The following is a 10,800-nucleotide window of genomic DNA, read 5'->3' on the forward strand; positions in this document are numbered from 1 at the left end:
CCGCGACCACGACCCGCGCGCCCTCCGCGGCGTACCGCTCGGCGATGGCCCGGCCGATGCCGCGACCACCACCGGTGATGACAGCGACCTGTCCCTCCAAGACGCGCATGCCCGCTCCTTCCCGATACCGGTTGCGAGGTAACGAGAATCGACGCTAGGGCCTGAGTGGACCGGTGACTTCGGACGGACTCGGGAACTCTCGGACGCCCGTTCCGACACTCGTCGCAATCGGTCTATCGTCGTCGCATGGACTTTCGCGTCGTGCAGGACCACGTCGACGCCCTGGCCGCCCGGCTGGGGCGTCCGGTCCTGCTCGACGACCCCGAGCTGCGGCCGTTGGCCTACAGCAGCCACGAGGACGCCGACCCGGTCCGCGTGCACTGCATCCTGCGCCGCGGTGTCACCCCGGAACTGATGGCGGACGCGCTGCGGGTGGGGGTCGGCAAGCACCGCGAGGCGTTCTGGACCCCCGAGCTACCCCGCTGGCAGATGGCGCCGCGGTTGTGCGTCCCGGTGCTGGCGGGCCGGACCACGCTGGGCTATCTCTGGGTCCAGGACGCGGACCGGACGCTCACCGAAGAGCAGATCACGGACGCGCGTGAGACCGCTGAGCAGATCGCCGCGACTCTCGACCTGGCGGGCCGCGCGCGGCTGGAGTCCGAGCACACCACCCGGCAGCTGCTCAAGGAGCTTCTCACCGGCGAGGACGACCCGGCAGGTCCAGCGGCCCAGCTGGCCGCCCGCGAAGGGTTGCCGCCGGATGCCAGGACCTTCGTCCTGGTCGCGACCGGCGCGACGGCCACGCGGCCGAAAACCCGTCTCTCCGTGCGGTGGCTCGCCTACACCGACGAACCACTGGTGTTGCTGGCCGTCTCGCCCAGATCGTCCACAATGGATGACCTCACGATCGCGGCTGCCGTGCGGGACTCGCTCACGCCGCACGCGATCGGTACGAGCGGCCGGCCGGAACGACTGGCCGATGCCAGGACGGCCTACCAGCGCGCGTTGGCCGCGCACCGGGTCGCGGCCGTGGACGGACGGGGCGGGGTCAGGTCCTGGTCGGAGCTCGGGGCGTGGAAGCTGGTGTCCCGCATCGCGTTTCCACCATCCGTTGGCGACAGTTCCGTCGACGACGTGCACCCCGGCGTCCTCACGTTGCTCAAGCCTGAGCGCACCGACCTGCTGACGACCGCGGAGGTGTACTGCTCACGCGGCGGCGATGTCGGCGAGACCGCGGCGGCCCTGCACCTGCACCGGTCGACGCTCTACTACCGGCTCGACCGCATCGCCGAGATCACCGGGCTGGACCCGCGCGACGGAGAGGCGAGGTTCGAGCTCATGCTCGGACTGCGCGTGGCCAGGCTCGCGGGTCTGCCGGTGGATGAGTGACGACCCGTCAGATGTAGGCGGTGAGAATGTAGAACGTGTAGCCGTTGACGCCGCGGAGCTCACAACTGGTCGAGGCGTTGTACCTCTTGGCGGCCGCTTGGCAGTCGCTCAGCTTCCGGAACGTGCCGACCTCCTTCCACTCCTTGGCGGACGCCGAGGCGGCCAGCGCCACGGAGCCGGTGGTCAGGGCGAGCCCGCAGAGCAGGCCTGAGACGATCTTGCGCATTTGGTCCTGTCCTCGTGGTCGGGTGGGCAGAATCAGGTCCAGACGATCAGGGTCCAGATCTGGTAGCCGTTGACGGTGCGGTACGTACAGCTCCGGGTTCCGGGCACGGCGTTCATGGCCGCCTGGCACTTCTTCAGCGTGTCGAACGAGCGGAGTTCCTTCCACTCCTTGGCGGAGGCCGGGGCGGCGACCGCGAGGGCTCCCGCGGTCAACGCGAGGCCGCAGAGCAGGCTGGAGATGAGCTTGCGCACCGATGGTCCTTTCGTGGTGTGGGGCAGCTGCCAGCTCATGATCCGGGCGCTTCAGACCCACGGCGGCGTGATTCCCCGGTCTTCCCAGGGTTTTCCTCACAACAAGGACGCGGTGCGTTCCGCGGCTACCGGGATCCGGCCAGGGACGCGGGCCGCACCGGCGAACCGTCCGGCCGCACTCCGGACCTGAGCAGGTTCACCGCTTCCTCGTGCGAGGTGTGCTGACGTGTGGAGGCAAGCCAGAGCAGTTCGGCGCGCGCGATTCCGTCCCCTCGCGCCACCCTCCTGCCCAGCTCGTCCACTCGTCCGAGGCCGGCGAGGATCTCCACGAGACGACGGTGTGCCCGCACGTCCCCGGTGTCCGCTGCGGACTCCAGAAGCGTGACGTTGCCCAGTTCTCCCAGCAGGTTCATGAGCCGCCAGCGGGCGTACTCGTACCCCGTGTCCGCGAGCGCGCGCAGCTCCCCGACGTTGTGCTGTTCCGCCAGGCGGTTGGCCTGGCGATGCCGGGCGCTCGGCGCGAGAACCCGGGGCAGCTTCGGCGCTCGCGCGTTCCGGCGACCGCGCTTCGCCGGTCGGTACATGTCCTTGAGGTAGCGCATCGCCATCAGATCACCGGCGTCCGCCGACCTGCGCATGATGGATCTCGCGTCCTCCTCGTGGCCGTGCTTCCACAGGATCAGGGCGAACTGCCTGCGCTCGACGTCGTCGACGTCCTCGGCGAGCCGGTGGGCCTGGTCGAGCTCGCCGCGTTCGGCCAGCAGTTCGACCAGCTGGCACCTGGCGTGCTGGGCGCACAGCCCGCCCATCACGCACTCGCCGTCGACGTGCTCGAAGTTCTTCAGCTCGTCCACCAAGCCCCGGTCGCGCATGACGCCGATCATGCGGAAGTGCGCGGCCGAGTTGCCGTGGCGCAACAGGTCGAGTGCCTCGTCGACGCGGTCGAGCTTCAACAGCACCTCGACGAGCCGCGAGCGGGAGGCGCGGTCGTCGTGCTGCCGCAACAGGGTCGGCAGCGGTCCGAGCTCGCCGCGTTCCTCCAGCACGTCGGCCAGGCGCCACGTGGCATACCGGTCGCCGCCGTTGACGAACTCCATCAGGTCCTCGTCGGCGCGCATCCGTGCCAGCAGATCGACCAACGGGCGGCGTGCGGAGCGATGGCCCTCCGCCGCGAACCTGCCGAGCCTGAGCACTGCTTCGTCGAACCGCTGCTGCAGCGCCAGCAGGTCGACGAGGCGGAACGTCGCGGCTTCGTCACCACCGTCCGCCGCCGCGGTCAGCAAAGGCTCAGCCGCGCCGTAGATCAGCCGGACGTACGCGCTGTTGCCCAGTGCGCTCAGGTCGCGGGCGGAAGCCGAGTGGTCGCGCGCGACCTCCCACAACGACGCGGGGATCGACAGGAAGCGCCGCGACTGCCAGCTGTGCTGTTCCAGGTAGTCGTGCAGGTCGTAGCTGTCGGCGGCACCAGGCTGGTCGTCGGTCATCCGGCGGGGAAGCAACGCTGTCACACCGTGGGACCGGTCGCGGGCCGCCCTGCGCAGCCCCTGCTCGAACCAGTCGGACGGCGCGTCGATCCGGTCGTCCTCCGCGAGGTAGGCGGCGGAGGCCTTGGCGAGAAACGCCGTCAGGAACGGGTGTCCGTGCCCGAGCCGCCGGGCGTCGAGGGCGACGGAGACCACGGCGGCCGCGTAACGATCGACCGTGGTGCTCGGGGTCTCGAACCGGCGCACCAGCTTCGGTCCTCCGACCAGAGTCTGGATCACCGCACCACGTTCACCCGCGGCGTTCGCCGCGATCCGGAGGCGTGGATCCGCGCGGAGGTCGTTGCGCAGCACGGCGATCGATCTCTCGCTGAACGCCTCGGCGACCAGAACCCGGCTGTCGTTGTCCAGCAACAACCTCGCGCTGCTGTGCGGATCGTCCAGCGAGACCGGCTCGGACACCAGCATCTCCCAGAACTCCGGCCACAGCGTGCCCACCACGACGACCGGTCTGGTGGGGATGCCTTCCTGCACCAGGACGTGCAGCCTCGCCGCGACCTCCTCGCCGAACGGGCCCGTGATGTAGTTGTGCATCTCGTTGAGCCACAACACGGTCCCCGGCTCGACCTCGTCGTGCACCAGCAGGTCGTGCAGTTCCGCCCCGGTCCTGGGATAGACGAGCTTCCAGGCCCTCAGCGCGGTGTGCGCCGAGATCGCCTCCCACAGGGCGCGGGTCTTGCCGGTCGCGGAACCTCCGACCAGCACGATCAGCTTGTTCTTCGTGAGGTCGGAAAGCTTCTTGTCCAGCACCACGTCGTGCTCGCGGCGCACGTAGGTCGTCAGCTCGGGCAACGGCTCCGCCAACCCGGACACCTCGAGCGGGCGGTGGACCTGCAGCGCGAACGGGCTCCAGCTCTCGACGCGAGCCACGGCTCTGCCGCGCGGCCCGCCGTTGTGGAGGTGCCCGTCGTGGATGTGCCCGTTGTGGATGTGCACAGCGCCGACATGCTCCGCCTGGACGACGTTGCCCGCGTCACCCTCCACGCGGTTGATGCTCTGCCACTTCTCCGTCACCGAAGATCTTCACTCCGCGCTCGTTGGACGTCCTCCACACCGCTACCGGTGAACCGTGATCCAACAAGCCGTTCCGCGCTACTGATTCGGTAAGCCAATTCATGGACAAAAACCGGCCTGAAACCGACCTTTCACTCGATCGAGTGAATTCCGGACTCCTGGCCGGCCACCAGCGCATCTCTTGCCAGACGGCGTACCGCCAGAAAGGCTCTGGCCCGCACCACGACCGGGCGATCGACCATCTCACCGTCATGAACGCTCACGGCGCCGTTCTCCGCGACCGCCACGACCGCGCGAGCCCACTCGAGTTGTGCCGGGGACGGAGTGAAGGCTCGGTTCACCGCCTCCACCTGACGCGGATGAACACACAGCTTGGCCGTGAAGCCGAGCGTGATCGCGTGCTCCAGATCGGCTTGCAGCGCGCCAGGTGAGTCGAGCGCCGTCGTCACACCGTCGATCGGTGTGCCACATCCGGCTGCCGCAGCCGCCAGGACGACGGTGGACCGGGCGTGCCGGAGAGCCTCGTGCGATCGGTGGTCCACGCCGAGCTGCGCGGCGAGATCAACGCTGCCGAACGCGGGGCGCAGCACCGACTTCGCCGCGCAGAGCGCCACCGCGTTGAGCACACCAGCAGCGGTCTCGATCAGCGGAATCGTGGGCACGCCCAGATCGAGGGGTTCTTCCGCCTTGGGCACCATCACGGCCGCTGCCACGCTGACAGCCGCGAGATCGTCGTCATGCCACGGTGTGCCCGCCGCGTTGATCCGCACGACAGCCTGGTTGCCGTCAGAGAGCCAGGCCCGGACGTGGTCTCGCGCCTCGTCTTTCCGTTCAACGGCGACGGCATCTTCCAGGTCGAACACGACGACGTCGGCTCCGCTCGCCGCCGCCTTGGGGAACCGGTCCGGGCGGTCACCTGGGACGAACAGGAACGAACGGCCGTTCATCGGAGCACACCGGTGGCGGTCCGGCGACCGTGGACGTCCCGCACGGAAGTCACGATCGAACCCGAGTCCTCCACCGCCTTCACGACCATGCCCTGGTGGTCGAACAACGGTGAGATGAGCCGGTATTCGAAGGACCGCGGCCCCCGTGCCGCCTCGGCCATGGCGAGCGCTTGCAACGGTCCGTGCGTGAGCAGACCCGGATAACCCTCGACATCGCGTGCGTAGTCGCGGTCGTAGTGGATGCGGTGCGCGTTGTATGTCAAGGCGGAGAAGCGGAACAGCAGCGTCGGCGACACGTCGATCGCCCACTCGTCCTCGGCCGCGGGGATCTCATCGGTCGAGTCGAACCGCGGTGTGACGCCCGCGGCGCGGTAGACGATGTCCTGCTCCTCCTCGACCACGAGCTCGTCGCGTTGCCAGATCTCATGGCGCACCACGACGAACGTCAGGAGACCAGACCTGCCCTCTTTGTCCTGTGTGGACAGAACACTCGAACGACGGGTCGCGATCTCCCCACACCGCAACGCACCGCGTGCGCGCACCCGTCCGCCGGCCCACATCCGACGCCGGCCAGGACCAGGCGGGGTGGCGATGGTGTTGCGCACGGGATGCCCGTCCAGGCCGAGATCACTCTGCGCCGGGCGGTCGAGCAGGTAGAACCAGTGCCACAACAACGGCAGGCCGTCGCGTTCGAGATCGGGCACCGGAACGTCCAGCAGCGCACCGAGAGCGACGGCGGGGCCGGGCAGCAGCAGTTCGCTGGTCATGCGGAAAGCCTCCCGAACTCCGCGCGGATGGCGTCGTTGTGCTCGCCGAGCGCGGGAACCGTGCCCATCACCGGCTCGCGGCCGGACTCCACCGGCGGCAGCAGCGCCTGCACGGAACCCGCTGGTGTGTCGACGTCCCGCCAGCGGCCGCGGGCACGCAGTTGCGGGTGGTCGTTCAGGTCGCCTGGACCGCGCAACCGGGCGTTCGCGATGCCCGCCGCGTCCAGCAGGTCGATCACCTCGTCGGCCGGGCGATCAGCGAAGACCTCCTCCAGCAACGGAGTCAGCTCGTCGTCGTGCCGCACGCGGTCGGGATTGGTGCGGAACCTCAGGTCGTCGACGAGTTCGGGCAGGCTCAGCACCTCTTTGCACAACGCGGCCCATTCCCGGTTGTTCTGCACGCCCAGGAACACAGAGCCGTCACCGGTTCGATAGGGGCCGTAGGGCGCGATCGACGCGTGACGCGCACCCGTCCGCTGCAACGGTTGCGAGCCATAACGGGTGAAGTACGCGGGCTGGCTCATCCACTCGCCGAGCGCGTCGATCATCGCCACGTGCAGGGAGGCTCCGCGACCGGTGCGCTCACGGTCGTACAGGGCGGTGAGAATGCCGCTGTAGGCGTACATGCCGGTGGCGATGTCGGCGATCGAGATGCCCGCCTTCGACGGCGCCTCGGGAGTACCGGTCGTCGCGAGCAGGCCGGTTTCGCATTGCACCAACAGGTCGTAGGCCTTCTTGTCGCGGTACGGCCCGTGTGGGCCATAGCCGGACACGGAGCAGTGGATCAGCTCGGGCCGGGCGGCACGCAGGGTCGCCGCGTCCAGACCGAGCCGCTCGACCGCCCCTGGCGCCAGGTTCTGCACGAACACGTCCGCGCGAGCGATGATCGCCTGCAGCAGCGCGCGGTCCGCTTTGATGTCGAGTTCAACGCTCTCCTTACCGCGGTTGAGCCACACGAAGTAGCTCGACTGGCCGTGGACGGTCCGGTCGTAGTCGCGGGCGAAGTCACCGGCACCCGGACGTTCGATCTTGATGACGCGAGCGCCGAGGTCCGCCAGATGACGAGTGGCGAGCGGCGCGGCGACGGCCTGCTCCAGTGCGACGACGGTGATGCCCTCAAGAGGGTGACTCATGACGACCTGACCTCGTGGCGCTTGATGAGCTGCCGGGCGATGACGTTGCGCTGGATCTCGTTCGTGCCCTCACCCACGATCATCAGCGGCGCGTCGCGGAAGTACCGCTCGACGTCGAACTCGGTGGAGTAGCCGTAGCCGCCGTGGACGCGGATCGCGTTCAGGGCGACCTCCATCGCCGTCTCGGAAGCGAAGAGCTTGGCCATGCCCGCTTCCAGGTCCGCCCGTTCGCCGGAGTCGTAACGGCGCGCCGCGTGCAACGTCAGCTGCCGGGCGGCCTCCAGCTTCGTGGCCATGTCGGCGAGGTGGTTGCCGACCGACTGGTGCTGCCAGATGGGTTTGCCGAAGCTCTCCCGTTCCTGGGCGTAGCGCAGCGAGTCCTCCAACGCCGCCCGCCCCACCCCCAGCGCCCTGCACGCCACCTGGATCCGGCCGATCTCCAGCCCACGCATCATCTGCGCGAACCCGTGGCCCTCCTCGCCACCGAGCAGAGCTGACGTGGGCACACGGAAGTCGTCGAAGGCGAGCTCGCAGCTCTCCACGCCCTTGTACCCGAGCTTGGGCAGGTCGCGGGACAGCGAGAAGCCGGGGCCTTTCTCGACCAGCAGGATGCTGATGCCCTTGTGCGCGGGCGAGGCCGCGGGATCGGTCTTGCACAGCAACGCGATCAGGTCCGACCGGCGAGCGTTCGTGATCCACGTCTTGGAGCCGTTGACCACATAGGACTCACCGTCGCGCCGTGCGGTCGTGCGCATTGCTTGCAGATCCGAACCGCCGCCCGGTTCGGTGAGCGCCATCGTCGCGCGGACCTCGCCGGTGGCCATGCGCGGCAGGTACCTGTCCTGTTGTTCGCGAGTGCCATACGCGACCAGGAGCTTGGCCACGACGGTGTGGCCGCCCATCGCGCCGGCCAGCGACATCCAGCCACGCGCGAGCTCCTCGGTGACCATCGCGTAGCACTGCGCGGAGACATGTGCCTCACCCCACGGCTCGGGCACGGCGAGCCCGAAGATGCCCATCTCCTTCATCTGCTCGATGAGCTTCTCCGGGTAGGTGTCGGTGTGGTCCAGCTCCCGCGCGACCGGCTTCACCTCGCGGTCGACGAACTCGCCGACGAGCCGGACGATCGCGACTTCTTCCTCGGTCAGCGTCATGCCATCTATCATCACCGTGAATGGGACCGGCCTGGTAATAACGAGTCGGCATGACCTCATGCGGGGCCGAGATGGACTTCAAACAGCTCAAGGCGCTGGTGACGGTCGTGGAGGTCGGCAGCGTCACGAGGGCGGCCGAGCTGCTGCACCTGGTCCAGCCCGCCGTGACACGGCAGATCCGCGCGCTGGAGCAGGAGCTCGGCGTCCCGCTGTTCGAACGCACCAGGCAGGGAATGCGGCCGACCGCCGCCGGAATCAGCCTCGCTGAACGCGCCCGGCGCGCGTTGACCGAGATCGACAGGGCCCGTGCCGAACTGGCTCCGGAGCCGGGTGTGGTCACGGGCATCGTCACGATCGGGCTGCTGGAGAGCGCGGCCGACCTGCTGACCGAGCCGCTGGTGTCCGCGCTCGCCCGCGACCACCCCGGCGTCGAGTTGCGGCTGCTCACGGCGTATTCGGGGCACCTCCAGCAGTGGCTCGACGATGGTGATCTCGACCTGAGCCTGCTCTACAACCTCACCAGCACCCCGTCGCTGAATGTCACGCCGCTGGTGCGCGAGCAGCTGTGGGTGGTCGCTCCCCCGGACGCCGGTCTGCACGCGGGACAGCCGGTGTCCGTCGCTGGCCTGGCCGAGCACCCGATCGTCATGCCGTCCTCCGGGCACGCCCTGCGCAGCCTGATCGAGTCCGCCGCGCGCACCGCGAAAGCCGAACTGCGCGTCAGCGTGCAGACCAACTCGATGCATCTGCAGAAGCACCTCGTGCTCGGCGGACACGGGTGGACCGTCCTGCCGGGCGTCGGCATCGCGACCGACGTGGCGAACGGCGTGCTGTCCGCCGCGCCGCTGTGCGAACCGGAGGTGTGGCGGTCGATCGTGCTCGGCATGCCGCGTGCCGGCCGCGTGCCACCGGCCGTCGAGGTGGTGGCACGCGAGCTGGTCCGCCAGGTGCACGACGCGGTCCGAAGTGGACGGTGGCCGTCCGCGCAGCAGAGCTGAACCCCCATGCCGCGACGGCATGGAGGTATGACGACTTTCTATTTCTCAGGCGCCACCATCACCGCTGATGATGGCTCGCATGAGCCCAGCACCGCCCCTGTGGCAGGAGAAGATCTTCGAGGTGCTCCGGAAGGGCGGGGTCGAACAGATCGCCTACGTCCCCGATGCCGGACACTCGCACGTCATCCGTGAGGCGCACAGCGACCCCGGGATCCACGGCGTCGTGCTCACCACCGAGGAAGAAGGCGTCGCGGTCGTGGCCGGCGCTTGGCTGGGTGGTCAGCGCGCCGTGCTGCTCATGCAGAGCAGCGGTGTCGGCAACTGCGTGAACATGTTCTCGCTGCTGGAGATGTGCCGCTTCCCGTTCCTCACGCTCGTGACGATGCGGGGCGAGTACGCGGAGTTCAACCCGTGGCAGGGGCCGATGGGCCGCGCCACGCAGCGAGCGTTCGAGCTGATGGGCATCACGGTCGTGCGTGTCGACGACCCCGACGAGGTCGAGGACACCGTGAGCGCCGCGCTTGACAACGTCTTCGAGGCGGGCGAACGGGTCGCGGTGCTGCTGGGACAGAAGCTGATCGGCCGCAAGAAGTGGGAGCGCTGATGAACCGCCTCGACCGCCGTGAGTTCGTCGCCTCGTTGACAGCCGCCGTGCCGGACGCCCTGATCGTGTCCGGGCTGGGCTCGGCGTCCTACGACCTGTTCGCCGCCGGCCACCGGCCTGGCAACTTCTACCTGTGGGGCGCCATGGGTGCCGCCGCTCCCCTCGCGCTCGGACTCGCGCTCGCCCAGCCGGACCGCTCCGTCGTCGCGGTCACCGGAGACGGCGAGCAGCTCATGGGCATCGGTTCCCTAGGCACCATCGCCGCCGCCCGTCCGGCCAACCTCACCGTCGTCGTGCTCGACAACGGGCACTTCGGTGAGACCGGCATGCAGCAGAGCCATACCAGCCTCGGCACCGATCTCGTGGCCGTGGCCCAGGGTTTCGGCATCTCGGACGCCTTCGTCGGCACCGACGTGGCGGCGGTGGCCGAACGAGTGCTCGCGCGCCGTGGTCCCACATTCGCGCATGTACCGATCACCACCGACGAGCCACCGCGCGCGTTGCCGCCCCGTGACGGCGTGGCCGTCAAGAACGACTTCCGCGCCGCGCTGGAACTGCCCACCTTCTGACGTCATGGAGTCCGCCATGCAGCAGTACCCGATGTTCATCGATGGCAAGGACCACGACCCGGCAGGTGGCGAATGGTTCCGCACCGACGATCCGTTCCGCGGCGAGCCGTGGGCGGAGATCGCCAGGGGCGGGCAGCGTGACGTCGACGAGGCGCCGAGGCCGCGCACCGGGCGCTGCCGGCCTGGGCCGATCTCACGGCGAGCGCC

Annotated in this window: 12 protein-coding genes and 1 pseudogene; 5 read left to right on the plus strand and 8 right to left on the minus strand. The window is 69.0% G+C overall.

Going from position 1 to position 10,800, the window contains the following annotated elements; translation table 11 throughout:
* A partial coding sequence (locus FXN61_RS41770; protein ID WP_167979382.1) for an SDR family NAD(P)-dependent oxidoreductase occupies positions 1-109 on the minus strand: 109 nt, incomplete at its 3' end.
* A 137-nt stretch (positions 110-246) separates the two neighbouring features.
* Here FXN61_RS41770 and FXN61_RS41775 point away from each other — a divergent pair.
* Positions 247-1,389, plus strand: a complete 1,143-nt coding sequence (locus FXN61_RS41775) for a PucR family transcriptional regulator (RefSeq protein WP_167979383.1) — start codon at positions 247-249, stop codon at positions 1,387-1,389.
* 7 nt (positions 1,390-1,396) lie between these two features.
* Here the strand turns inward: FXN61_RS41775 and FXN61_RS41780 are convergent, their stop codons facing one another.
* The 7 genes from FXN61_RS41780 to FXN61_RS41810 form a co-directional block, all read right to left on the minus strand.
* A complete protein-coding gene (locus FXN61_RS41780; protein ID WP_167979384.1) occupies positions 1,397-1,615 on the minus strand; it encodes a hypothetical protein in 219 nt (72 codons plus the stop codon).
* Between the two features lie 32 nt (positions 1,616-1,647).
* Positions 1,648-1,866 (minus strand): hypothetical protein, encoded by a 219-nt coding sequence (locus tag FXN61_RS41785; protein WP_167979385.1) that lies wholly within the window; start codon positions 1,864-1,866, stop codon positions 1,648-1,650.
* Positions 1,867-1,991: 125 nt separating this feature from the next.
* The gene (locus FXN61_RS41790) at positions 1,992-4,421 is read right to left on the minus strand and encodes a hypothetical protein (RefSeq protein ID WP_167979386.1); all 2,430 of its coding nucleotides are present in this window, start codon (positions 4,419-4,421) and stop codon (positions 1,992-1,994) included.
* Positions 4,422-4,552: 131 nt separating this feature from the next.
* Positions 4,553-5,368 carry an HpcH/HpaI aldolase/citrate lyase family protein gene (locus FXN61_RS41795; RefSeq protein WP_167979387.1) on the minus strand — a complete coding sequence of 272 codons (816 nt, stop codon included), beginning with the start codon at positions 5,366-5,368 and terminating at the stop codon, positions 4,553-4,555.
* Positions 5,365-6,135: an HTD2 family dehydratase gene (locus tag FXN61_RS41800; protein WP_167979388.1), complete on the minus strand. Its 771-nt coding sequence runs from the start codon at positions 6,133-6,135 to the stop codon at positions 5,365-5,367. Before FXN61_RS41800 ends, FXN61_RS41795 begins: the two co-directional genes overlap by 4 nt.
* Positions 6,132-7,268 (minus strand): CaiB/BaiF CoA transferase family protein, encoded by a 1,137-nt coding sequence (locus FXN61_RS41805; protein ID WP_167979389.1) that lies wholly within the window; start codon positions 7,266-7,268, stop codon positions 6,132-6,134. Before FXN61_RS41805 ends, FXN61_RS41800 begins: the two co-directional genes overlap by 4 nt.
* The gene (locus tag FXN61_RS41810) at positions 7,265-8,422 is read right to left on the minus strand and encodes an acyl-CoA dehydrogenase family protein (RefSeq protein ID WP_167979390.1); all 1,158 of its coding nucleotides are present in this window, start codon (positions 8,420-8,422) and stop codon (positions 7,265-7,267) included. Before FXN61_RS41810 ends, FXN61_RS41805 begins: the two co-directional genes overlap by 4 nt.
* A 50-nt stretch (positions 8,423-8,472) precedes the next feature.
* Between FXN61_RS41810 and FXN61_RS41815 the strand changes: the two genes are divergently transcribed.
* The 4 genes and pseudogenes from FXN61_RS41815 to FXN61_RS41830 form a co-directional block, all read left to right on the plus strand.
* Positions 8,473-9,420, plus strand: coding sequence for a LysR family transcriptional regulator (locus tag FXN61_RS41815; RefSeq protein ID WP_246292839.1), 948 nt, complete (start codon positions 8,473-8,475; stop codon positions 9,418-9,420).
* Between the two features lie 79 nt (positions 9,421-9,499).
* Positions 9,500-10,024 carry a thiamine pyrophosphate-binding protein gene (locus FXN61_RS41820; protein ID WP_167979391.1) on the plus strand — a complete coding sequence of 175 codons (525 nt, stop codon included), beginning with the start codon at positions 9,500-9,502 and terminating at the stop codon, positions 10,022-10,024.
* On the plus strand, positions 10,024-10,593 hold the full coding sequence (locus tag FXN61_RS41825) for a thiamine pyrophosphate-dependent enzyme (RefSeq protein ID WP_188136063.1): 570 nt from the start codon (positions 10,024-10,026) through the stop codon (positions 10,591-10,593). Before FXN61_RS41820 ends, FXN61_RS41825 begins: the two co-directional genes overlap by 1 nt.
* A gap of 4 nt (positions 10,594-10,597) precedes the next feature.
* Positions 10,598-10,800: pseudogene (locus FXN61_RS41830) on the plus strand (hypothetical protein); the annotation flags it as partial.

The sequence above is a fragment of the Lentzea indica genome, assembly GCF_012184385.1.
GTDB classification, from domain to species: Bacteria; Actinomycetota; Actinomycetes; order Mycobacteriales; family Pseudonocardiaceae; genus Lentzea; species Lentzea indica.

Bases quoted from the DNA above. Each gene is read 5' to 3' on its own strand.
- FXN61_RS41775 (WP_167979383.1), top strand. From the start codon at position 247: ATGGACTTTCGCGTCGTGCAGGACCACGTCGACGCCCTGGCCGCCCGG.
- FXN61_RS41780 (WP_167979384.1), bottom strand. From the start codon at position 1,615: ATGCGCAAGATCGTCTCAGGCCTGCTCTGCGGGCTCGCCCTGACCACC.
- FXN61_RS41795 (WP_167979387.1), bottom strand. From the start codon at position 5,368: ATGAACGGCCGTTCGTTCCTGTTCGTCCCAGGTGACCGCCCGGACCGG.
- FXN61_RS41800 (WP_167979388.1), bottom strand. From the start codon at position 6,135: ATGACCAGCGAACTGCTGCTGCCCGGCCCCGCCGTCGCTCTCGGTGCG.
- FXN61_RS41805 (WP_167979389.1), bottom strand. From the start codon at position 7,268: ATGAGTCACCCTCTTGAGGGCATCACCGTCGTCGCACTGGAGCAGGCC.
- FXN61_RS41810 (WP_167979390.1), bottom strand. From the start codon at position 8,422: ATGACGCTGACCGAGGAAGAAGTCGCGATCGTCCGGCTCGTCGGCGAG.
- FXN61_RS41815 (WP_246292839.1), top strand. From the start codon at position 8,473: ATGACCTCATGCGGGGCCGAGATGGACTTCAAACAGCTCAAGGCGCTG.
- FXN61_RS41820 (WP_167979391.1), top strand. From the start codon at position 9,500: ATGAGCCCAGCACCGCCCCTGTGGCAGGAGAAGATCTTCGAGGTGCTC.
- FXN61_RS41825 (WP_188136063.1), top strand. From the start codon at position 10,024: ATGAACCGCCTCGACCGCCGTGAGTTCGTCGCCTCGTTGACAGCCGCC.